Annotated in this window: 22 protein-coding genes; 11 read left to right on the forward strand and 11 right to left on the reverse strand. The window is 39.4% G+C overall.

Annotated elements, in window-relative coordinates; translation table 11 throughout:
* Positions 1-36: 36 nt before the first annotated feature.
* The 3 genes from ACJJVZ_RS15865 (at position 37) to ACJJVZ_RS15875 (ending at position 2,628) form a co-directional block, all read left to right on the forward strand.
* Positions 37-276: a DUF1653 domain-containing protein gene (locus ACJJVZ_RS15865; RefSeq protein WP_138585329.1), complete on the forward strand. Its 240-nt coding sequence runs from the start codon at positions 37-39 to the stop codon at positions 274-276.
* Positions 277-328: 52 nt separating this feature from the next.
* On the forward strand, positions 329-1,174 hold the full coding sequence (locus ACJJVZ_RS15870; RefSeq protein ID WP_182701128.1) for a MoxR family ATPase: 846 nt from the start codon (positions 329-331) through the stop codon (positions 1,172-1,174).
* A gap of 266 nt (positions 1,175-1,440) precedes the next feature.
* Complete coding sequence (locus ACJJVZ_RS15875) at positions 1,441-2,628, forward strand: vWA domain-containing protein (protein WP_405601844.1); 1,188 nt, start codon at positions 1,441-1,443, stop codon at positions 2,626-2,628.
* A 35-nt stretch (positions 2,629-2,663) separates the two neighbouring features.
* Here the strand turns inward: ACJJVZ_RS15875 and ACJJVZ_RS15880 are convergent, their stop codons facing one another.
* Entirely contained in the window at positions 2,664-3,494 is an 831-nt protein-coding gene (locus ACJJVZ_RS15880) for a LysR family transcriptional regulator (RefSeq protein ID WP_405601847.1), read from the reverse strand.
* Between the two features lie 104 nt (positions 3,495-3,598).
* Between ACJJVZ_RS15880 and ACJJVZ_RS15885 the strand changes: the two genes are divergently transcribed.
* Entirely contained in the window at positions 3,599-3,994 is a 396-nt protein-coding gene (locus tag ACJJVZ_RS15885; protein WP_405601850.1) for a hypothetical protein, read from the forward strand.
* A gap of 159 nt (positions 3,995-4,153) precedes the next feature.
* Here ACJJVZ_RS15885 and ACJJVZ_RS15890 read toward each other — a convergent pair whose 3' ends face one another.
* The gene (locus ACJJVZ_RS15890; protein WP_405601852.1) at positions 4,154-4,468 is read right to left on the reverse strand and encodes a helix-turn-helix domain-containing protein; all 315 of its coding nucleotides are present in this window, start codon (positions 4,466-4,468) and stop codon (positions 4,154-4,156) included.
* A gap of 220 nt (positions 4,469-4,688) precedes the next feature.
* A complete protein-coding gene (locus ACJJVZ_RS15895) occupies positions 4,689-5,441 on the reverse strand; it encodes a CPBP family intramembrane glutamic endopeptidase (RefSeq protein ID WP_405621673.1) in 753 nt (250 codons plus the stop codon).
* A gap of 102 nt (positions 5,442-5,543) precedes the next feature.
* Between ACJJVZ_RS15895 and ACJJVZ_RS15900 the strand changes: the two genes are divergently transcribed.
* Positions 5,544-6,446, forward strand: coding sequence for a LysR family transcriptional regulator (locus ACJJVZ_RS15900; RefSeq protein WP_405601857.1), 903 nt, complete (start codon positions 5,544-5,546; stop codon positions 6,444-6,446).
* 371 nt (positions 6,447-6,817) lie between these two features.
* On the opposite strand, the gene ACJJVZ_RS15905 is transcribed toward ACJJVZ_RS15900, so the two are convergent.
* From ACJJVZ_RS15905 to tkt, 6 genes are all read right to left on the reverse strand, one after another.
* On the reverse strand, positions 6,818-7,027 hold the full coding sequence (locus ACJJVZ_RS15905; RefSeq protein ID WP_405601860.1) for a hypothetical protein: 210 nt from the start codon (positions 7,025-7,027) through the stop codon (positions 6,818-6,820).
* A gap of 66 nt (positions 7,028-7,093) precedes the next feature.
* Positions 7,094-8,329 carry an NRAMP family divalent metal transporter gene (locus tag ACJJVZ_RS15910; protein ID WP_193156115.1) on the reverse strand — a complete coding sequence of 412 codons (1,236 nt, stop codon included), beginning with the start codon at positions 8,327-8,329 and terminating at the stop codon, positions 7,094-7,096.
* Positions 8,330-8,429: 100 nt separating this feature from the next.
* On the reverse strand, positions 8,430-8,786 hold the full coding sequence (gene hpf / locus ACJJVZ_RS15915; protein WP_405601863.1) for a ribosome hibernation-promoting factor, HPF/YfiA family: 357 nt from the start codon (positions 8,784-8,786) through the stop codon (positions 8,430-8,432).
* Between the two features lie 188 nt (positions 8,787-8,974).
* Positions 8,975-9,289, reverse strand: a complete 315-nt coding sequence (locus ACJJVZ_RS15920) for a pyrimidine/purine nucleoside phosphorylase (protein ID WP_193156116.1) — start codon at positions 9,287-9,289, stop codon at positions 8,975-8,977.
* A complete protein-coding gene (locus ACJJVZ_RS15925; RefSeq protein WP_405601867.1) occupies positions 9,273-9,395 on the reverse strand; it encodes a hypothetical protein in 123 nt (40 codons plus the stop codon). The genes ACJJVZ_RS15920 and ACJJVZ_RS15925 overlap by 17 nt, the downstream gene beginning before the upstream one ends.
* 221 nt (positions 9,396-9,616) lie before the next feature.
* Positions 9,617-11,608, reverse strand: coding sequence for a transketolase (gene tkt, locus ACJJVZ_RS15930; RefSeq protein ID WP_193156119.1), 1,992 nt, complete (start codon positions 11,606-11,608; stop codon positions 9,617-9,619).
* 302 nt (positions 11,609-11,910) lie between these two features.
* Here tkt and metK point away from each other — a divergent pair, with 302 nt between their 5' ends.
* Positions 11,911-13,062 (forward strand): methionine adenosyltransferase, encoded by a 1,152-nt coding sequence (gene metK, locus ACJJVZ_RS15935; RefSeq protein ID WP_138586947.1) that lies wholly within the window; start codon positions 11,911-11,913, stop codon positions 13,060-13,062.
* Positions 13,063-13,225: 163 nt separating this feature from the next.
* On the opposite strand, the gene ACJJVZ_RS15940 is transcribed toward metK, so the two are convergent.
* Positions 13,226-15,217 (reverse strand): LTA synthase family protein, encoded by a 1,992-nt coding sequence (locus ACJJVZ_RS15940; protein WP_405601871.1) that lies wholly within the window; start codon positions 15,215-15,217, stop codon positions 13,226-13,228.
* 261 nt (positions 15,218-15,478) lie between these two features.
* Between ACJJVZ_RS15940 and ACJJVZ_RS15945 the strand changes: the two genes are divergently transcribed.
* Genes ACJJVZ_RS15945 through serA form a run of 4 tightly spaced genes read left to right on the forward strand, consistent with a single transcriptional unit; the run spans position 15,479 to position 18,588 of the window.
* On the forward strand, positions 15,479-16,027 hold the full coding sequence (locus ACJJVZ_RS15945) for a hypothetical protein (protein ID WP_405601874.1): 549 nt from the start codon (positions 15,479-15,481) through the stop codon (positions 16,025-16,027).
* Positions 16,028-16,046: 19 nt separating this feature from the next.
* Entirely contained in the window at positions 16,047-16,643 is a 597-nt protein-coding gene (locus ACJJVZ_RS15950) for a 5-formyltetrahydrofolate cyclo-ligase (protein WP_405601877.1), read from the forward strand.
* A gap of 52 nt (positions 16,644-16,695) precedes the next feature.
* The gene (gene rpiA, locus ACJJVZ_RS15955; protein WP_405601880.1) at positions 16,696-17,349 is read left to right on the forward strand and encodes a ribose-5-phosphate isomerase RpiA; all 654 of its coding nucleotides are present in this window, start codon (positions 16,696-16,698) and stop codon (positions 17,347-17,349) included.
* 9 nt (positions 17,350-17,358) lie between these two features.
* Entirely contained in the window at positions 17,359-18,588 is a 1,230-nt protein-coding gene (gene serA, locus ACJJVZ_RS15960; protein ID WP_273049036.1) for a phosphoglycerate dehydrogenase, read from the forward strand.
* A gap of 32 nt (positions 18,589-18,620) precedes the next feature.
* Here serA and panP read toward each other — a convergent pair whose 3' ends face one another.
* Positions 18,621-20,246 (reverse strand): pyridoxal-dependent aspartate 1-decarboxylase PanP, encoded by a 1,626-nt coding sequence (gene panP, locus ACJJVZ_RS15965; RefSeq protein WP_193156124.1) that lies wholly within the window; start codon positions 20,244-20,246, stop codon positions 18,621-18,623.
* A 269-nt stretch (positions 20,247-20,515) separates the two neighbouring features.
* Between panP and ACJJVZ_RS15970 the strand changes: the two genes are divergently transcribed.
* Positions 20,516-22,399 (forward strand): EAL domain-containing protein, encoded by a 1,884-nt coding sequence (locus ACJJVZ_RS15970; RefSeq protein ID WP_405601884.1) that lies wholly within the window; start codon positions 20,516-20,518, stop codon positions 22,397-22,399.
* The last annotated feature ends 7 nt before the right edge of the window (positions 22,400-22,406 follow it).

Here is a 22,406-nt window from a genome sequence, read left to right on the forward strand (position 1 = left end):
AAAAGTGCAAAGCCAAATTATACAAGAGATCAAAACATGACTACAGCAATAAAACCACTTTCCCTCAAACCAGGCATATACCAACACTATAAAGGTCCACAGTACAAAATTTTATACCAAGCCACTCATAGCGAAACGCAAGAGCAACTTGTAATTTACCAAGCACTCTATGGTGAATTTGGCATATGGGCGCGCCCATTGAGTATGTTTAACGAAACAATCGAAAAAGACGGTAAAACCATACCGCGTTTTGCATACCTTGGACCTGCCGTTTAACTATGGCATTATAACAAAATAACTTACTGCTCAGACCAGACAAGGGTACACCGTGCAATTTAATTCAACTGACAATTACATAGCGAGTAGCGCGCTTAAACAAGCTGTAAATGCTGCCATTATGCTCGAAAAACCACTTTTAATTAAAGGCGAACCCGGCACAGGTAAAACCATGCTGGCCGAAGAGTTAGCTAAAAGCTTAGATACCGAGCTTATTCAATGGCACATAAAGTCGACCACTAAAGCGCAGCAAGGCTTATACGAGTACGATGCAGTGTCGCGTCTGCGCGATAGCCAATTAGGTGACGAGCGCGTACATAATATTGGTAACTACATCGTTAAAGGTAAGCTTTGGCAAGCATTTACGTATGCAGAGCTTAACGGTAAACGCCCTGTATTATTAATTGATGAAATAGACAAAGCCGACATAGAGTTCCCAAACGACTTACTACTTGAGCTTGATAAAATGGAGTTTCATGTTTACGAAACTAATGAGCGCATTGTCGCAAAAGAGCGCCCTATTGTGATCATCACATCAAATAATGAAAAAGAATTGCCGGACGCCTTTTTACGCCGCTGCTTTTTTCATTACATTGATTTTCCTAGCAGCGATGAAATGCAGCAAATTATTGACGTACACTACCCTAACGTTAAACAAGATTTAGTACGCCAAGCACTCGAAGTGTTTTTTAACCTGCGTGAAGCTAACGGCCTTAAAAAGAAACCTTCCACTAGCGAATTACTCGACTGGTTAAAGCTTTTAATGGCTGAAGACATAGACGCTAAAACACTGCACGATAAAGCAAAAAAAGGTGGTTTAATGCCGATGTTTGGCGCATTACTTAAAAATGAGCAAGACATAAGCCTAATCGAAAAGCTTGCCTTTATGAGCCGCTAGGGCCTGTTGACCTTTCAGGATTAAAATTTGTTCTAACTAGGGACGATTTAATCGTGGCGCGAGGTTTGTAACCTAGTGGGCTAAGTAAAAGCCGAGCAACAAAGAGTTAATCGTCCCTAGGACGAACCTTCAGGCAGCGCGTGTTTGGTATTTATGCTGTGTTATCGCCTATTTATGGGGAATAACCACACTACATAGGCTCTGCCTTGCCTAAATACCAAACACACTGCTGCAAATTTAACCTCGAAAGATAAACAGGCCCAAACATGCTAGTACAGTTTTTTTTCACGCTGCGCAAATACCGCTTACCGGTAAGCCTGCGAGAGTTACTCGATTTAATTAACGCCTTAAAAAAAGGCGTTATATTTGCCGACGTAGACGCCTTTTACCATTTAGCTCGCACCATAATGGTAAAAGACGAAACGCACTTTGACCGTTTCGACAAAGCCTTTAGCGACTACTTTAGCGGTATTGCCGACCTTGATTTACTCGATAGTTTAAAGCAGCAACACAACTTACCTGAAGATTGGCTACGTAAAGAGTTTGAAAAAAACCTAAGCGATGAAGAAAAAGCCCAACTTAAAGCGATGGGCGGACTCGACGAGCTTATGAAAACTCTAAAAGAGCGTTTAGAAGAACAACAAAAACGTCACGCTGGCGGCAATAAATGGGTGGGCACTGGCGGTACATCACCTTTTGGTGCATACGGCTATAACCCAGAAGGTGTGCGTATAGGGCAAGACGGCAACCGTAACCGCCAAGCAGTAAAAGTGTGGGATAAACGAGAATACAAAAACCTCGACACCGACAGAGAAATTGGCTCACGTACTATTAAACTCGCCCTTAAAAAACTGCGTAAGTTTGCCCGCACTGGTGCAAGCGACACGCTGGATTTAAACGAAACCATTCGCGCTACTGCAAAACAAGGCGGCATGCTTGATGTAAAAATGGCACCCGAACGCCACAATGCCGTAAAAGTATTGATGCTGTTTGATATTGGCGGCTCAATGGATGACTACATTCACACCTGCGAAGAGTTATTTAGCGCGGCTCATAGCGAATTTAAGCATTTAGAATTTTACTACTTTCATAACTGCCTGTACGAGCATGTTTGGCAAGACAACGTCCGCCGCCACTCAAACATCATCGACACCATGACGCTGATTAATAAATTTACCAGTGACTACAAAGTCATATTTGTTGGCGATGCCACTATGGGCCCTTACGAAATAGCCTACCCCGGTGGCTCGGTAGAACATTACAACGAAGAACCTGGCAGTGCATGGTTATCACGAATCACCAATCACTTTGATAAAGTCGCCTGGCTCAACCCACAGCCCATTGAACACTGGCCGTACTATCAATCAATTGGTTTTATAAAAGAGTTAATGAACAACCGCATGTATGCGCTGAGTTTAGATGGAATAAGTAGAGCGATAAAAGAGCTGAGTTAGAACATATTAGGTACAGATATTAACTGCAACTAGCCTTAAGATTTAGTTGCAGTGATATCCTCAATAGCTTTCATTATTGTATTTGGTAACTTACGATAAGCTAATACAATCGAGCGCGTTATAGCGTTACTTAAAGTAATAGGTATATACTTTAAGTCACACTCTTTTTGAATGTATGATTCAGGTATAACAGCAACACCAAAACCTAACTTAACAAGGCCTTGAAGCTGTAAATCATGAATAGCTTTGCCTTGGTAAGTAATTGATATATTCTCATCATTAATAAGTCTCTCAAATGCTTTTCGATTAGTACAATATGGTCTTTCGATAAAAGCTAAACCCTCCAACTCCCCAAGACCCACTGTTTTATTTTTTGCTAATGGATGGTCCCCACGCACAATCAGCCTATAACTTTCTTGATTAAGCCTTTTAAATTTAAACTGGGATGGTAAAAGCTGCTCATCAATAATCGCTATTTGCGCTTGCTCAATAGCATCGACTATAGATAAATCAATATCCATCGGCGTATTTTTTATCGATTCGAGAATACTAACGTAGCGCTCAATATTTATATCAGGCTGTACATAAAGGTGCAGAACATGCGTATTATTAGGGATGAAAGCGGCTTGTAACTGCTGATTTTGTAATAGTAAATCACTTGCAAGTTTGTAGAGCTTATGACCATCCGCTGTTGGCTTTATGCCTCGTTTACTGCGTTCAAATAACTTAACTCCTAAATTTATTTCCAATGTTTTAATCGCATGAGTAACAGAGGGCTGAGCAATAAAACATCGCGATGCAGCTGCAGTAATAGACCCTTCTTCATATGCTGCAATAAAGTAATTTAATGGCTTAATCTCTATCACATAATTTACCTATAGGTTGATAATATAAACAATATTATACCTATATTATTGGATTTGCTAATTTCAAACTTGAAGATAATAAAATCAATTAAAAGGACTAGAAAATGCTTGAGCGTTATAGTGGTATTACAATTCATAAAGTATTAAATTTATTTGAAAAAGGAGATATGTCACTCCTAGACTTAATTGCTGATGATATTGATCTGCGTATAGAGCACTACAAAGATGATACAGATATCGATTGGCAGCAATGTAATGACAAAGCAGGCTTTATTACTTTATTGACTCGTCTGGGCACTGATATATTCCCCAAAGGAACTCTTATTACGGGCCTAGAATCTCAATCTCTAGGCGATGACTGGCATATAACAACCTTTGATCAATCGTTTTGGTATGGTGAAGCAAAGCAAGATGTTAATAGCCGTACCTATATTATTTCTCATGAACTAAATGGCAAAGTCGATTACTTTCGTGAAACAGTAAGTACTCTAAAATATTAAGTAGCCTGAACTCTGGATAATAAATCTATCTCAAATAGCTATTTTCAGCGCTAACTGCGTTAAATTTACTTGCGATAGGATCGCGTCTTTCTTTTTGCCTTTTGAAATATGTAATTCAGAAGAAACCTGAATTACATATTTAGATGAGCTTTATAAAATTTACAGCTCAGCTATGTGATTTAGCGTCTCAGGATGACGCTGCACAAGCTTTAGCAATGTTATCGCTTGCCCATTAGGAGTGCTGCGCCCTTGCTCCCAGTTTTCGAGTGTTCTTGCTGAAGTATGTAGAATGCTTGCAAATACACCGCGCGACATATTAAATGTTTCTCGAATATTTACTATTTCATCGGGTGAGATAACAAGGACGTTGATATCCTTTACTGCATGAGAACGTAACGTAAGCTTTCCTTGTGAATGCGCTTTAACATCAACAAGGGCTGTAGTTAATTCTGAAAATAAATCACGTTTGCTCATTACGCCATACCTCTAAAAGCTCTTTTAATTGCTTTTTCTGATCCGTTGTTAAATCGGTTACTTCATTTTACTGTAAATAGTGAGTAGATAAACTTTTCATGCATTAAAATATACGAAGATAGCGTACAAATTTAATCAAAAATTTTGGCTAAAGAACAAGAGGTGCTTTTTAATTTAACTTAAAATACTTTGCTCTAAAATAAGCTTTGAGGGCACAATATTATGGCACAGTGGCTTTTGTATCGCTTTTCGTAATATGTAACTTAGCGTTATCAATAGAGCTTTGATTTACTAAGTAGCCAATAATTCCGCCATAAATATCAATCATGGCGTGAAGAATAATAGCGATTAGCAGAGAGTCTGTAATAATATAAATACCACCGAAAACTAATCCATAAATACCGGTTCGAAAAGCATTTAACCAACCTTGGTAAATATGACAAAGTCCAAATAAAAAGCTACTTAATATTAAGCTGGCAAATAAACCAATATAATCACTAAAAACAGAAAGTAAAAAACCACGAAACAATAATTCTTCGCAGATCCCTGCGGACATGGACACGCCGAATGTAAACCAAGTTAATTCGCGACGAGATGCGGGCATCATCCAATTATGAGTTTTCATTACGTTACGTAGTTCTTCGTTATTTGGAGAGTTACTTTTAGTTTTATAGACTCCCAACACCAAGCAAACGAATAAACATATTACCAAACAAGCGCCAATCCAATTGGCCATACTAGAGCGCCAATAAAGGCCAATATCACTGATTCTGACTACTTGCATTAATACTAAAGCAAGCAGCGTAACTGTTGGTAACCATAGATAAACCATCGTTTCTTGATACATGCGCAATTTAGTTTTATGTCCAGCAATGACCGCTCGCTTTGTTTTGTCGGACTCCCAGAAACTGTATATTGGCATTGACATAATCATTAATAATACAATCCATTCACCTATATGTAAGGCCATCATCTTTCCTGTCGAATTTATGTTGGTTGATGAGACAAGATTAATTGCTAGACTTAATTAAATAAATATATTAAAAATAGATAATAATTAAACAAAAAGTTTACTATGTTTCATCCAAGAGATTTAACGACCTTTTGTAAGGTTGCAGAAATAGGCAACATGTCTAGGGTTGCAGAGGCCGAAGCCAAAACAGTTATGGCTATTAGCAAACAAATTGCTCGTTTAGAAACTCAACTGAACCAAGCTTTATTTGTTCGATCTAGACGAAAACTAATTCTTACTGAATTTGGTAGTGCTTTTAAACACAAAGCAGCCCAGCTTCTTCAACAACATCAAGAGTTGATATTGTGGAGCCACAATAGTGATAGCGTGATTAATGGAGAGCTACGGGTTATTTGCCAAGCGAACGATATTATTAAAGAAACCCTAGTCCCTTGGATGGCAGAATTTACAGCACTTTATCCTGAACTCAATATAACAATGGACGTTAAAGAATCCCTTATTAATATTAATGAAAGCGAGTTTGATGTTTTTTGGGCTATTAGCTCCTATCTGGGAGAGCGATATCCAGGGTTAAAATGTAAACCTTTGTGGCGCTCTAAATATGGTGTTTTTGCATCCCCTGAATACATCCAGCGCCACGGGGATCCGACAGATATTAAGGCATTGGAACATCATAACGTAGTAGGTTATTTGTATAATCAACCCAGTAATGTTTTAGTGTTGCAAAGTGAAAATGGTGAGCCTATTTATGCAACCCCGCACTGCCAAGTTAAAACTGTAAGCGGTATCGTGGAACTAGCGGAAGCTGGTTTAGGGTTAATTAATGCCCCTGTAGACTCAAGTCGAATTCAAAAATCACTCAATGAAGGTCGCCTAGTCCCAATACTTAAAGATCATTGGTGGGAAGACGCTCAAGTATACGCCTATTATCACCCATCAAATCCTATTCAGAGCAAAGTGCGCGCATTTTTAGACTTTTTTTGTGATAAACGCGATTATTGGTAACCTAAAAACAGGTTGAACAATTTACCGTTGATTAAACAAAACAATGAAATCAAGTTTTTAACTTTTCAATGAGCATTACATAATACTAGGGCGTGTTGACATTTCGTGATTGATTTTGCAACTGACTGTTTGGTTTTTAGGCAAGGCAGAGCCTATGTAGTGTGGTTATTCCCCATAAATAGGCGATAACGCAGCATAAATACCAAACATGCGCTGCCCTTTGGGTTCTTTCTAGGGACGATTGACTCTTTGTTGCTCGGTTTTTACTTAGCCCACTAGGTTGCAAACCTCACGCCGCGATTAAATCGTCCCTAGATTGAACAAATTTCAATCCAAAAAGGTCAACACGCCCTAGCCAAGTGAAGCTAATATTATTTTTGCTCATTACATAACTCTAATAACCCTATGTTTAACTCATCATCAGTAAAAGCAACTATATTACCAACGGGCTTCGAATCTTCTAAACTTCCTATTCTCACTTCAAAATTTTCATTATCAAAACTACCTATGAAAATATGACTTCCTTCTTGTTCATCATAAAATGATGCGAAGTTGTCTGTAATTGCCATATCAAATTTCATGGTTTCTTCCTTGTAAACTAAAGATAAAGTTTGCTAATAACCCGAGTTCTGGATAGTAAATCTATCTCAAGCAGCTAGTTTCCACACTACAAACGCAACAGCAAAGCCCACTAAGTACACTAAACCTAACCAACTTAAACTGCGCAATAACACGCTGTGTTTAATATCAGGCTCTGATCGTACAAGGCTAAAGTTGAGCCATGCAAATACAGGCGTTGTAACAAATGAAAGTGTCATTGCAAACGTAAGCATGGGGCCAAGGGCTGATTTAAAAAATAAAATAACCGCCATGCCGGCAAGTGCTTGTAGTATTAACCAAGCACTTAAGCTGTGTTTTGATTGCCCAAAGCCAAGTAGTTTATGAGATTCGTTAAGCGTGCGGGCGTAGCCATCAAGCACGGTGAGTGTGGTGCCAAACATGCATAAAAAAGCGATTGCTGATACAAGCGGCCTTGCCCACTCGCCTATTGTTAATGCGTACATATCAATCAGCTGCTTGGCAAAGGCAACACCACCGAGTTCTATGCTGCTGGTTTGCCCATATTGCACTAATACACCTAAGCTAAAAAACACCAGTGCTAAGCCAGCTGTAAGCCAGTAGCCTACGTTAAAGTCGAACAGGCCTTGGCTTTTAGTCACTGTTTGCTGCGCTTGTTTTTCTTTTAGCCATAAAGAGCTAAGAGCTGATATTTCGATAGGCGCTGGCATCCAGCCCATTAAAGCCACCATAAAGCTAAGCATGGCAAGCTCGTACGGTGAAGGCCCTACGTAGTCAGCAGGTGCCATTGGTCCGTTACCAAATGCAATGGTAAGGGCAATCAAAGTAGCGAGTGTAAGCAGTCCCATAATGCCTTTAGCAACGTTATCAAGCGCTTTAAAGTGCCCAAGTAGCAATATAACTAAACATATTCCCAGCAGCATCCAACAAAGTAAGGTTACTTCAATAACCACAGGTAGAGCATAATGCAGTAAGCTTGCGGTAAGCAGTAATACGCCGGCGGTATTAACTACGGCGGCTACAATGTTTAAACCAATAAAGCTGTAAAAATAAAACGGCCCTTTGTTTTTGTAACCCTCTACTAAGCTATGTTTGGTGGCAAGCGTGTATTCCATACCAAAACGAAAAAACGGATATTTTAAAACGTTAACAACAAGTATTAGCCAAAATAATTGCCAGCCAAATATTGCTCCCGCTTGCGTAGAGGCAACTAAGTGAGATCCGCCGATAGCGGCCGTTGCCATAAGTATTCCAGGCCCAAGCGCGTTTAGCCGTGATTTCCATTTCGATACTGTTTGCTTCATTTACTGCTCAAAAATTGTCTGTGTGATCCCTAACTTACAGAAATTACAGACAATAAAAAAGAGCCGTCAGGCTCTTTTTTGTAGTGCTTTGTGATTGCTTTTATTTAAGATCCATCTCTTGGATGATCTCGTGCGCAATCTCTGGCGTTGTACTTATAGGCTTTTCGTGTAGATTTGCTTTTATTTGCCCTTTACGATGCTTTAGTGCCGCATCGAGTTTTTTAGCTGCGCTTGCAATAGCAGGGTACATAACTTCGCTTTCCCCTTTTACTGATATACGCGCACCTTCGTAATTAGTGCTAATTTCTGCTTGGATTTTATGATGCTCTTTAGACAAAATAATTTCGAGTGCAATAAGCGATGGGAAATGGCTCTCGATTTTAGAAAATTTTTCGTTGATGTGCTCTCTAATAGAGTCAGTAACTTCAACATGGTGACCAGAAAGATTAATTTTCATAGGGTATCCTTTTATTTGTTACCTCATAAATAGTATTGGGGGCTATTTAGATTAACACAAGGAAAAAAGAGAGATAGTTGCGGTTTATTTGCATCTTTTGCTGATTTAAATCATACGTTGCGCAAAGTTTATGCAAAGCCCATAGTGCACGGGCTTTCAGACGTCTACTTAACTTAAACACAGATTAATTAATCTGTGTACGAACAGCAGTAATCAGCAAAATCAGATACTTTTACTTTAAAGCTTACATTTGCATCAACATTAAACGATTCACCTGCGTTAAATGTTTTCCACTCACTTGCCGCTGGTAATAAAATCTCCCATTGGCCAGCTAAAAGCTCCATACACTCTTTTTGATTAGTATCAAAAACAAACTCACCTGGTTGCATAAAGCCTAAAGTTTTCGCTTCGCCATCACCTAAAATAACGGTACGGCTCGACACCTTGCCATCAAAATATACATTGGCTTTTTTTACTACACTCACGTTATCGAACTTTGGCATTTTTAGCTCCTGCTATTAATTTAAGATTTTTATTTTTAAATTTTATCGCACTACCTTGCCTGATAGGTAAATAGCTTGCAAGAGAAGCGTATTGAAAGTTACTCATTTAAGATATTCCAAGCAGCTTTTTGAGTAGTATTAAATAAATTAAAAGCTGCCTTCCCACGTGAGCAAGTTCTTCGTCTACCGCTCAGAGTTAAACTCCCTGTAGACGCCCAGCTTGCTGGCGTTTTAAAACAACGTTTTTACAGTTATCCAATCAAAAAAGCCCGCGCTGTTTTTCACAGTACGGGCTTTTCAATTGCTTACTTTATTTAATCAAAGCGATTAAAAAAGCTCGTTTGCTTTATTAACGATGTTTTCTACAGTGAAACCAAAGTGCTCAAACAGCTCGCCTGCAGGCGCTGACTCACCAAAGGTAGTCATACCGACTACTGCGCCGTTTAGGCCAACGTACTTGTACCAGTAGTCAGCAATACCTGCTTCTACTGCTACGCGGCGTGAAACAGATGCCGGTAATACGCTTTCTTTGTATGCTGCGCTTTGATCTTCAAAGGCATCAGTACATGGCATAGATACAACACGTACCTTTTTACCTTGGCTGCGTAGTTCGCTTGCTGAATCTTGTGCTAATTGCACTTCAGAACCTGTTGCAATGAAAATAATCTCTGGATTACCGTCACAGCTAAGGATGTAACCACCCTTCTTAACATCCGCTAATTGCTGCGCATCACGTGCTTGTTGCTCAAGGCCTTGGCGAGTAAAGATTAACGATGTAGGGCCGGCTTTACGCTCAATAGCTTGTTGCCATGCAATTGCCGACTCAACTTGGTCACATGGACGCCAGTTGTATAAGTTAGGTGTTAAACGCATGCTTGCAATTTGCTCTACTGGTTGGTGAGTTGGACCATCTTCACCTAAACCAATTGAATCGTGCGTGTATACAAAAATACTTGGTTGCTTCATTAATGCAGCCATACGTACGGCATTTTTTGCATATTCAACAAACATTAAGAACGTAGCACCGTAAGGAATAAAACCTTTATGAAGGGCAATACCATTCATAATTGCTGACATACCAAACTCACGTACACCGTAGTAAATGTAGTTACCGCTTGCATCATCTGCCGTTAAACCTTTAGAGCCATCCCAAATTGTTAAGTTTGAGCCAGCTAAATCGGCTGAGCCACCCATAAATTCTGGTAATAGTGGACCAAATGCGTTTAAAGCATTTTGCGATGCTTTACGAGACGCTGGGTTTGCTGGGTTTGCTTGTAATTGCTCAATATACGCTTGAGATTTTTCAGCCCAATCGCCAGGCAGTTCGTTGTTAATACGACGCTTGTATTGTGCTGCAAGCTCTGGGTATGCTTTTGCGTATGCTGCAAATTTTTCGTCCCAGCTTGATTCAAGCTGTTGACCTTTTTCTTTGCTATCCCATTGTGCGTAAATATCATCAGGAATTTCGAACGCATCGCCAGTCCAACCTAAAAATTCGCGAGACGCTTTAATTTCGTCATCACCTAGTGGCGCACCGTGACAATCGTGGCTGCCTGATTTATTAGGTGAACCGTAACCAATAATTGTTTTACAACAAATTAGTGATGGCTTATCGGTAACGCTTTTTGCTTCTGTAATTGCAGCACTTACTGCATCACTGTCGTGACCATCAACACCACTAATTACATGCCAACCGTAGGCTTTAAAACGAGCTGGCGTATCATCAGTAAACCAACCTTCTACTTCGCCATCGATTGAAATGCCGTTATCATCCCAAAATGCAACAAGTTTACCTAGGCCTAATGTGCCTGCAAGTGAACCCGCTTCATGAGAAATACCTTCCATTAGGCAACCATCGCCCATAAATGCATAGGTAAAATGATCAACTATATCGTGACCTTCACGGTTAAACTGTGCAGCGAGTGCTTTTTCAGCAATTGCCATGCCTACAGCATTTGTGATCCCTTGACCTAATGGACCCGTAGTAGTTTCGATTCCTGGTGCATAACCATATTCAGGGTGACCTGGTGTTTTTGAGTGCATTTGACGGAAGTTTTTAATTTCGTCCAGTGGTAAGTCGTAACCACTTAGGTGCAATAGAGAATAGATAAGCATTGAACCGTGGCCGTTCGATAATATAAATCGATCTCGGTCAGCCCACTCTGGATTGGTTGGGTTATGTTTTAAATAATCGCGCCATAATACTTCTGCGATATCGGCCATGCCCATTGGGGCTCCAGGGTGACCAGATTTGGCCTTTTGTACTGCGTCCATTGACAAGACGCGAATAGCATTTGCAAGTTCTTTGCGAGATGGCATGAATTCTCCTACCTTTATGTGTATTTGCACGGGTATTAATGTATTCGTTTATACATCCAAGTAACTTGGACACTGTAATACATCTATTCTTACTTATTGTGGGGGCTGTGTGCAATTAAAAACCCTATAAAAGGAGCTATTATGAATATTTTTTAAGACCATAATGATATTAGTTATTTTATTTAGACGTCTAGGCGTAAAAACACTATGCAAGGTGTTTTGTTTTCGATAAAATACGCCCCTTAATTTTTTAGCGCTAATACCGACGTTTGTGAAGCGCAATATTTGTGAGCAGAAATACAATGGCAAAACATTTATTTACTTCTGAATCTGTTTCTGAAGGTCATCCGGATAAAATCGCCGATCAAATCTCTGATGCGGTACTTGATGCGATCCTAGAGCAAGACTCTCATGCCCGCGTAGCGTGTGAAACTTACGTGAAAACCGGTATGGTTATGGTTGGTGGTGAAATCACGACTAGCGCATGGGTTGATATCGAAGAAATTACACGTAAAACAATCCGTGACATTGGCTACACAAATTCAGACATGGGTTTTGATGCAGACTCATGTGCAATTTTAAACACTATTGGTAAACAGTCTCCAGACATTAACCAAGGTGTTGACCGTACTAGCCCAGAAGAACAAGGCGCGGGCGACCAAGGCTTAATGTTTGGTTACGCATGTAACGAAACAGAAGTACTGATGCCAGCTCCAATTACTTACTCACACCGCTTAGTACAACGCCAAGCTGAGGTTCGTAAAAGCGGCGAGCTTAACTGGTTACGTCCTGATGCAAAATCTCAAGTGACGTTTGCATACGAAAACGGCAAACCAGTAGGTATTGATGCTGTTGTCCTGTCTACTCAGCACAGCGAAGATATTTCTCAAGCTGATTTAGTTGAAGCTGTGATGGAAACAATCATCAAGCCAGTACTTCCTGCAGAACTTATTACAAGTGCGACTAAGTTCTTTATTAACCCAACAGGTCGTTTTGTGATTGGCGGACCAATGGGCGATTGTGGTTTAACTGGTCGTAAAATCATTGTAGATACATACGGTGGTATGGCTCGTCACGGTGGTGGTGCTTTCTCAGGTAAAGATCCATCAAAAGTTGACCGTAGCGCGGCATACGCTGCACGTTATGTTGCTAAAAATATTGTTGCTGCTGGTCTTGCTGACAAGTGTGAGCTACAAGTTTCTTACGCAATTGGTGTTGCAGAGCCTACTTCTATCAGCGTTGAAACGTTTGGTACAAGCAAGCTAGAAGAAAGCCGTTTAATCGAGCTTATTCGTGAACACTTTGACTTACGTCCTTACGGCTTAATTCAAATGCTTGATTTAGAGCGCCCTATCTACCTTCCTACAGCGGCTTACGGCCACTTTGGTCGTGACGAATTTCCTTGGGAACGTACAGATAAAGCTGACGCACTTCGCGCAGCAGCTGGCCTTTAATTGGTTAAGTAACTATCTAAATAACTGAACCCTGGATAATAAGTTAGTAAATCTCTTAACCAGTGTTCAGTTTAAATATAAAAAAAGCGCCAATTGGCGCTTTTTTTATGCGTAATTAAAGTATCAAAAAATTAAATAAAATCAGCCTGTAATAACTGCTTGTTTAATCCATCTCTCTGGTAAGTAAATGCCACGCTGTAGCCATATATTGATTATATGCTTGCTCTGTTTGACTATCGACGGCCTTAAATTCAGGTTTATGGTTTGGTGATAAACGTGTTTTATCAAGCGGATCTATTTTTTGGTATTCATAGATCGAAGATAAATCACCACGCCAAAGCTCTGCTTCAGTTCGTATTGTTTGAAAGCCAAATACAGTGCGCTCTTTTTGTGGTGCATTTAGTAATGATTGCCCCATACTATAAAACTCAGTATTTTTTGGCGCGATTAGGTTTAATAAAGTCGGTGCAATATCCATGTGGCTTGCTAGTTGATCTTTAGCGACCCAATTTGAATTAACCCCTTTACCATAAATTACAATCGGGACATGAGTTAGTTCGTACAGATCAGGCTGGTGATGAAGGTAACGACGACCATAATGATCCCCCGTTATTATAAATAAAGCATCTGGGTATCGCTGCTCCATTTTACGAACAAACTGACCTAACATTTTGTCTGAGTACCAAAGGTGCCCCAACACATAAGGGTCTAGCAAGTCATCACCTAAGGCTTGGATTTCTTTTGGGTAATCTGCCAAAGATTTAAAAGGGTAACCATATTGATCTAAATCTAGGTTAAATGGACCATGGTAGCTGCCGCTCATAATGAGATTAAAACTTTTATCGTTTGTTGTCTTATCAACTAAATCAAATAATTGCCCATCGTCAATTCCCCACACACCAGCACTGCCTTTTCCTCCAGCATCAACTGCTGAAAATACTTTATCGACACCTTGTGAAAGTGCATATTCTCCGACATTTTGCCATGATAATAAGCCACCATAGTAAAATCGGCTTTTGTAACCTAGCTGCTCTACTTGGCTAAATATTGACATTTTACTGGTTGGCTTTTGAGGTCCAATACGGCTCATATTCACACCAGCATACGCAATGCCCGACATAAGGCTTGATAACGAATTCATTGTGCTACTTGCGGCAGGTAAAACATTATCTAAATAGATGCCTTTACTCGCTAAGTTACTTAGTTTGTTAGTTAAATTAAGTGATGCATATTTTTGTTGTAACGGCCAAGCATCGTAACTTTCCATTACGATAAAAAATACCTGTGATGGAGCCGCTAGTAATGGAGCATTTGTTTTTTGCCCAAAAGCGGCTAGAGGGTTTTCTATCGTTGGTAAGTTTTTTTCTAGATAAGGATTGTGGCCATTTAAACCAAAGCTCTGTAAGTCGTTATAGTCTTTAATCGCATAAATAAAGCTTCTAAACGGGTTTATGACTAGGTTATTTACAAATGCATCGGCTGTGACTGCTGACCATTTTCTGGACGCTGGACGTGTTTCAAAAGACCCTCGTATTGCGCATACAAATAACACAACTATTAAAATAATTAGTATTGTGCGCTTATAAATACAAGTAGTGAAAAGGCGATTAACAAATTTATAATGTTTTTGATCAACCACTTTATTTATTTTAAACGTTAGCGCTAATAAAATAACTAAACTAAGAAGACTACCCCATGGTTTATATTGCTCAACAACTGTTAAAGCAATAGCCTGTTGATCGTCTTTCAACCCTTCTAGCATGAAGTAGTTAAATTGGCAGCCATACTCTGTTATATAAGTAACACTCACAATACATAGTAATATGGTTACTATAAAAAATATTCTTCCCGTATACAGGCGAGCCTTACTTACCCAGTGCCCTAAACGCATAGGTTGTAAAATACAGTTTAAAAGAAATGCGATGCTAAAGCATACGCCGGTAGCTGCTGAATCAAATGCAAAACCTGCTTTTAACGTTGCAAAAATAGCATCTGCATCTAACTGTGCTGTTATTCTGTCTTTAAAATAGATCAAAAAGAAAACGCGAAAACTCATAAAAAGTAAAACGCCGGCAAACCATAGTGTTGCAATACGCCCACTTTCTTTTACAAACTGTAGCCAACGACTCGCAGGAGCCGTGTGAGAATCAAACAAAGGTGTGTCCTTAAATGGAATATCCTTGGGCGCGCAATTTTACTGAATAAACAAAAGCCAACAACAAAACAAATGTAATGATTTGTAATTATTCTTGCTATTGTAAAAACTGGCTTTTAAATAATTGCCATAACTCTACCTCCCAAATACAACATGATTCGATAGCCATTATTTAAATGACTTTAATTTATAGGTAGGACTGCATTTCTAAATGAGTTAGGTTTATACTCGTTAAATAATAAAAGCTTTAAGGGTAGTTAGATGGCCGACAATTTTCGCGTTATATTTGCAGGGTTAGCTGATGGTACTAACGCTAAAACAGCATGTACAAACCTAGCAGAAAAATTAAAAACCTCTGAAGAAAAAGTAACTGCTTTTTTTAAGGGTAAATCACTCTTCGCACCGAGCAATAAAGATAAAGCCTTAAAACAGGCTAAATTACTTGCTAGTTTAGGGATCCAAAGCAAACTACAAGCCGTTTCGAGTAACACCCAAAGCACTTCTGCTCTAGCAAATAATGATCGACGTGATGAACGAATTTTTGATGCGTTAGATTACATCACAAGTAGCTTAATTCGCCTTGAAGAAAAACTAGAAGAGCTAGAGCAACGTCTTCCTGAAATTGAATCAAAAACACCCGTTTCAAATAGTGAAGAATGGCAGGATGACGATCTCATGCTTGATGAAGAGCTTATTAGCCCGCCTAATGGACGCAGTAATATCGTTTTATACTCACTTATAGCAACAGTAATCACACTGCTCATAGTGTTAGCTGCATATTTAGCATTTCCTAATTTATTCTCTTTTTAATTATGTTCTGGAAACGAAAATGAGCAATAAACGTTCACAGATAAGAGAATATATCCGTAAAACCCGTAATAACTTATCAAAAAGTCAACAGGGTATAGCGGCCCAGCAATTAAACATGAATTTTACTCAACATTTAAAAGATAAAAAAACGACTAAAAAAGAGCATATTGCAATTTATTTAACTAATGACGGAGAGTTAGACACCTCTTTGTTAATTAATAGTTTATGGGATTTAAATCACTACATTTACCTTCCCATAATACACCCCTTCAATGGCGCTAATTTACTATTTCAGCGTTATGAAAAAAACTCACCCATGAGAGCAAATCGCTATGGTATCTTGGAACCTAAGCTCAACTGCACTCAAATATGCCCGTTACCAACGCTTGATTACTTACTTATGCCACTTGTTGCATTTGATGAACAAGGTAATCGTTTGGGAATGGGGGGTGGATTTTACGATAGAACGTTGGCACGTTTACATGATCAACACTGGCAAAAACCACAACTAATTGGCTTAGCGCATGAATGCCAAAAAGTTGATGAGCTACCTATTGAATCGTGGGACGTACCACTTAAAACTATTATCACTCCAGATAAAACCTACTGCTGGTAACACGTTAACTTGTATACTAGCGACATATTTATGACTAAATGAGCACAGAGCAATGACACAAGACGAATTAAAAAAAGCTGCAGCATGGGCTGCACTCGAGTTTGTAAAAGAAAACACCATAGTGGGTGTAGGCACAGGCTCAACAGTTAATCATTTTATTGATGCATTAGGCTCAGTAAAAGACACGATTGTAGGCGCGGTATCAAGCTCAGAAGCCTCTACTGCTCGTTTAAAAGAGTTCGGTATTGAAGTGTTTGAGCTTAACAACATCGATGTTTTAGATGTATACGTTGATGGCGCAGATGAAATTAACGCCCAAAATGAAATGATCAAAGGCGGTGGTGCGGCTCTTACTCGCGAAAAAATAGTCGCGGCTGTTGCTAAACAATTTGTATGTATTGTTGATGACACTAAGTTAGTAGAGACATTAGGAGATTTCCCACTTCCGGTAGAAATTATTCCAATGGCGCGCAGCTACGTAGCACGTGAGTTGTTAAAGTTGGGGGGCGATCCTGTTTACCGCCAAGGCGTAGTGACAGATAACGGTAACGTTATTTTAGATGTGTACAATTTAAATATTACCAATGCTAAACAACTTGAAGCACAAATAAATTCAATTGTTGGCGTAGTTACCAATGGCCTATTCGCAGAGCGTGGTGCTGATAAAGTAATTATTGGCACTAAAAATGGGCCTCAAATTAAATAGGATGAGGTTATGAGTAAGGTATCATTAGCAAAAGACAAAATTAAAATTCTCTTGCTTGAGGGTGTGCACCAAAGCGCAGTTGAAACGCTAAAGCGCAATGGTTATAGCAATATCGACTACGTTAAAACATCCCTACCTGAGGACGAGCTCAAAGAACGTATTAAAGATGCACACTTTGTAGGGCTTCGTTCTCGCACTCATATAAATGAAGCCGTATTAGATGCGGCTGAAAAGCTCATCGCAATTGGCTGTTTTTGTATTGGTACAAACCAAGTTGACTTAAACAGCGCACGCGAACGTGGTATTGCCGTATTTAATGCGCCATTTTCTAACACTCGCTCAGTTGCAGAGCTGGTGCTTGGTGAGATTTTATTATTATTACGTGGTATTCCACAACGTAATGCAGCAGCTCACCGTGGCGGTTGGTTAAAAACGGCCAATGGTTCGTTTGAAGCGCGTGGCAAAACATTAGGTATTATTGGCTATGGTCATATTGGTACGCAACTAGGTATCATGGCCGAAAACATTGGTATGAACGTTGATTTTTACGACATTGAAGATAAATTATCACTTGGGAACGCCACTCAAGTACATAATTTAACTCAGTTATTACAACGCTCTGATATTATTAGCTTGCACGTACCAGAAACACCTCAAACTAAAAACCTAATTGGCACCGCTGAGCTTGCGGTTATGAAGCATGGGGCTATTTTGATTAATGCTTCTCGCGGAACTGTGGTTGATATTGACGCACTTGCAGAGGCACTAACAGAGAAAAAACTCAGTGGTGCAGCAATCGATGTATTCCCAGTTGAGCCTAAATCTAACGATGAAGAATTTATATCGCCATTGCGTGAGTTCGACAACGTTATTTTAACGCCACACATTGGTGGTTCAACACAAGAGGCACAAGAAAATATTGGCATTGAAGTTGCCGGTAAACTAGCTAAATACTCAGATAATGGCTCTACCATCACCGCCGTCAATTTCCCTGAAGTATCACTGCCAGAGCTTGCTAATCGTAGCCGCTTATTACACGTACACCACAATCGCCCTGGCGTATTAACACAAATTAACCAAGCTTTTGCCCAGCACGGTATTAATATTGCCGCGCAGTATTTGCAAACTGATGAAGCAATTGGTTATGTTGTTATTGATGTGGATACAGATCATTCAGAAGTTGCACTAAAAGAACTCAGTGCCGTTGAGGGAACAATTAGAGCGCGTATTTTACATTAATATTTAAAAGGGTCCTTATGGACCCTTTTAAACTACATGTACTTTCTTAAATACTTTTTGAACACGGGATCGGTTTTAGCCAATTCTTTTTGCTCAGCTAAAATATCTTTTAAAATAGCCCCCGATGTAAGTGGGTTTGCAAGTACAACCCTAAATACAACGGTTGGCTGGTTATCATATTTAGAAGGTGTTAAACGCGTACGTGATACAAACGAGCGACCTGATTCACGCTGCCTTTTTTGCATGCTGGCAGTAAAGCGATTCAATGATGCAAAAATATCTAAACGCGTTGCGGCATCCGCTTCAGCTATTGCTTGTTTTATTTTTTTAGGTACGTAGCGGTATGTTAATAAACACAACTCGGGCTCTGAAATAAGTTCGAAATCCTCGTCGGCTTTAATTAAATCAGCAAAATAGTACGCCTTTTTAATGCTTCTATCGATCAACATTTCGTAGCCTTTACGACCAATAACACGTAAGCAAGCATGCACTAACATCGCCATTCCAGGACGACTACCTTCAAGCGTGTGACTACCTAAGTCTTTAGAGCCTTTACGCAAAATATACTCTGCGTGGTGTTCTATTGCATCAGTTGCCGCAGGGTCTTTAAATAAAACCAAACCTGCTCCCATTGGTACATACATTTGTTTGTGTGCATCAATGGTGATTGAATCAGCGCGTTCAATGCCTTTTAATAAAGGGCGATGAGTCGTTGATAAAAGTGTTGCTCCTCCCCATGCTGCATCGACATGAAAATGACAATTAATTTGCTCTGCTAAATCGGCCATTTCATTAAGGGGATCTATATTCCCTGTTTCGGTCGTACCAGCGACCCCAATAATTGCCATTACTTTAATGCCTTGCGATTCTAGCTCAAGTGCCTTTTCACGCATCGCTCCTACATCGACTTTATTATCTTCGCTGGTTTTAATGCCGATTAAATTTTCGCGACCGATACCTAATAAATCTACCGATTTACCTAACGAGTAATGTCCACGTTCTGATATTAATACCGCTAAACCTTTGTATCCGTAATGCAGCATACCAGCAATTAAGCCTTGTGCGCCTATCCCTCTAAAATCACCATCAGGCTTGAATAAGCGATTTCGTGCAATCCAAAGCGCAGTAATATTAGCAACCGTACCACCTGAGCAAAAAGCACCGAGAGAGGTCTTAGCGCTGTGCATCCATTTAGAATAAAATGAGTCTTCTTGCCCATAAGCTAAATGATGCATCATTCCAAGCACTTGGCGCTCAAGAGGTGTAAATGCTTTAGACGTTTCTATTTTTACTAGGTTTTGGTTTAGCCCCACCATCAATTTTGACAGCGGTAATAAAAAATGTGGCAAAGCCGAAGTCATGTGACCTATAAAACTGGGGGCTGCGGTATGCACTGAATGCGCAACGAGCTGCTCCATTATGTCCTGTGCATAAGCAGATACAAACGTTGGATCCTCAGGGATAACAGCCGATTGAAAGTCTTTTTCAATTTCATGCAATGGTTTTTCAATTGCCGCAATATTTTCGTTTAAGAAACCTGCTAAATTACTCGAAATTTCAAGCTCGATTTTGCTTAAAGTTGAGTCTGGCGCTTCAGGTACAGTAAATATACGCTTAAGGCTTTCTTTAGAGGCGACGGCACAACGCTTTTGATCCATCTTAATACCTAGTGTGTAGCTAAAACACGTGTTTATCAGAGGAAAATGCTCAATTTAGGCATTTTTTAAGCAACAGTGTTTTTGAATAATTGCGCTAACTTTACTGCAATATAACTAAAATGTCTCGTTTAAAGCCATAAAAGCGCTCAAATCCATGACAAAAAAATGATAATTTAATTAATATTTTAATCAACCCAATAAATACCAATTATTTATTGGGCATTTACATATTTTGCGTATAATAAAACGATAATAAAAAAGGAATATCTATGCTTAAAGGAAGAGTGAAAGTAAGTTGGTTAATGGCTGGCTTTTCATTATTTTTAATCAGTTTACTTACTTACGTTTACTACACCTATCAAACGACCCGCGCTGAAATAATGCAATCGGTCGACACCCGCCTACTAAATGCTGCAACTAGCGTAAAGCATATTTTGGGCGAGGAGTACCTAAGCAGAGTTAATCGAGGTGAAGCCATTGATTTTTCTGAATATCAAACTAAGAGTAAACAGCTTTCTGAGTTTGCCCAAGCGCTCGACATCGCTTATGTTTACTCTATGATATTAAAGAACGACAAAATTTACTTTAGTGGTTCTAGCTATACACAAGACGATCTAAGCAATGGCAAAGTAACTCAGTTTTTAGATATTTACCCTGAAGCAACAGATGCAAATATTAGCGCTTTTTATTCAACCGAACCCGTATTTGAAATATCGAGCGATCAATGGGGTCATTTTAAAAGCATTTTTATTCCTTATGTTGATACAGCGAGTGGGCACACCTACCTAACCGGTGCCGACATTACAATTTATAATTTAAACCAAAAGCTTAAGGAAAGTGTATCTAAAGCAGCGGCAATGGCGAGTTTCTTCTTTTTTATCGCATTACTTGTTGCAGCTATTTATATCTATTTGCTCAAGCGTTCTTTAGCAACAGACTCAAGTACAGGCTTTGAAAATCATATTGCTCTTGAGTATTTTATTAAACAAAGTAATGCACACCATATGCAACTTGCAGTTATTTGGATCAACGAAATTGAAGATATAAATAGCTTCTATGGTACTGAGGTCGGCGATAAAGTAATGAAAAACTTACTTATTCATTTTAAACGCCGCAGCTCTTCTCGTTGTCGTGTGTACCGCTTAGCGACGAATAAGCTAGTGTTACTTGCGCCTAAGGAAATCCCCTACGATGAATTTACTGATCTTATTGAAACCTATAACTTTAATACTCCACTACTCACCGACCCATTTATTTATATTACTCTGTGCGCAGGAATAGCCAGTGGCAATAAATCGCTGCTACTCGAAAATGCCCACATAGCGGCATTGCAAGCCAAACAAGGTCGCCATACCGTCGTTAATTACTCAAAAGCACTTCACGATGTAAAAGTACAATATCAATACAATGTCGAAATGGCTAAAGAGGTTCGCGAAGCGTTTGATAACAATCGCATTGTCCCTTATTTTCAGCCTATTATTGATATAAACACTAAACGCGTAGTGCAGTATGAATGTTTAGCACGCATGGTTACAGCAAGCGGTGAAATACTCAAGCCTGAGGCTTTTTTAAATGTAGTTACCCGTTCAAGAATGGATGGCTTATTGACCCGCACACTATTTTCACAATGTATTAGCCGCTTTAGAAAAACAGATATTTGCTGGAGCTTAAATATAACCGCGCAAGATATGCTTGATCCTAGTTTGAGTGAGTTTATAGCCGACGAATTAAAACGTTATCCACACCCGAGCAACATCACTTTGGAACTTTTGGAAACACAGGCAATTGCTAATTTTTCAGAGGTCAAAGCATTTATAGGAATGGTTAAAACCAAAGGCGTAAAAGTAATTATTGATGATTTTGGTAGCGGTTATTCGAATATTTCTAACGTGCTTAAACTTGAAGTCGATGGTATTAAACTAGATGGCGCTTTAATAAAGCAAATAGTAAACGATAAAGATATCTATCTATTTATTGAGCACATTGCTAGCTTTGCAAATCAGTTGGGGTTACAGTTAATGGCTGGATCGGTGGAAAATGCAACCATAGTGACCGCGCTGAAAAAAGCGAATGTGACGCTGATGCAAGGTGTTTACTTTGCTCACCCAGCGCCACATGTTAATTCACAAATTGATGAAGAATTAACAACCTAAATTGGTC

The organism is Pseudoalteromonas sp. Ld19 (genome assembly GCF_045064135.1).
GTDB lineage: Bacteria > Pseudomonadota > Gammaproteobacteria > Enterobacterales > Alteromonadaceae > Pseudoalteromonas > Pseudoalteromonas aliena.

Coding starts and splice junctions, on each gene's coding strand:
- ACJJVZ_RS15865 (WP_138585329.1), top strand. CDS start 37: ATGACTACAGCAATAAAACCACTTTCCCTCAAACCAGGCATATACCAA.
- ACJJVZ_RS15875 (WP_405601844.1), top strand. CDS start 1,441: ATGCTAGTACAGTTTTTTTTCACGCTGCGCAAATACCGCTTACCGGTA.
- ACJJVZ_RS15885 (WP_405601850.1), top strand. CDS start 3,599: ATGCTTGAGCGTTATAGTGGTATTACAATTCATAAAGTATTAAATTTA.
- ACJJVZ_RS15890 (WP_405601852.1), bottom strand. CDS start 4,468: ATGAGCAAACGTGATTTATTTTCAGAATTAACTACAGCCCTTGTTGAT.
- ACJJVZ_RS15895 (WP_405621673.1), bottom strand. CDS start 5,441: ATGATGGCCTTACATATAGGTGAATGGATTGTATTATTAATGATTATG.
- ACJJVZ_RS15900 (WP_405601857.1), top strand. CDS start 5,544: ATGTTTCATCCAAGAGATTTAACGACCTTTTGTAAGGTTGCAGAAATA.
- ACJJVZ_RS15905 (WP_405601860.1), bottom strand. CDS start 7,027: ATGAAATTTGATATGGCAATTACAGACAACTTCGCATCATTTTATGAT.
- ACJJVZ_RS15910 (WP_193156115.1), bottom strand. CDS start 8,329: ATGAAGCAAACAGTATCGAAATGGAAATCACGGCTAAACGCGCTTGGG.
- hpf (WP_405601863.1), bottom strand. CDS start 8,786: ATGAAAATTAATCTTTCTGGTCACCATGTTGAAGTTACTGACTCTATT.
- ACJJVZ_RS15920 (WP_193156116.1), bottom strand. CDS start 9,289: ATGCCAAAGTTCGATAACGTGAGTGTAGTAAAAAAAGCCAATGTATAT.
- ACJJVZ_RS15925 (WP_405601867.1), bottom strand. CDS start 9,395: ATGAGTAACTTTCAATACGCTTCTCTTGCAAGCTATTTACCTATCAGG.
- tkt (WP_193156119.1), bottom strand. CDS start 11,608: ATGCCATCTCGCAAAGAACTTGCAAATGCTATTCGCGTCTTGTCAATG.
- metK (WP_138586947.1), top strand. CDS start 11,911: ATGGCAAAACATTTATTTACTTCTGAATCTGTTTCTGAAGGTCATCCG.
- ACJJVZ_RS15945 (WP_405601874.1), top strand. CDS start 15,479: ATGGCCGACAATTTTCGCGTTATATTTGCAGGGTTAGCTGATGGTACT.
- ACJJVZ_RS15950 (WP_405601877.1), top strand. CDS start 16,047: ATGAGCAATAAACGTTCACAGATAAGAGAATATATCCGTAAAACCCGT.
- rpiA (WP_405601880.1), top strand. CDS start 16,696: ATGACACAAGACGAATTAAAAAAAGCTGCAGCATGGGCTGCACTCGAG.
- serA (WP_273049036.1), top strand. CDS start 17,359: ATGAGTAAGGTATCATTAGCAAAAGACAAAATTAAAATTCTCTTGCTT.
- panP (WP_193156124.1), bottom strand. CDS start 20,246: ATGGATCAAAAGCGTTGTGCCGTCGCCTCTAAAGAAAGCCTTAAGCGT.
- ACJJVZ_RS15970 (WP_405601884.1), top strand. CDS start 20,516: ATGCTTAAAGGAAGAGTGAAAGTAAGTTGGTTAATGGCTGGCTTTTCA.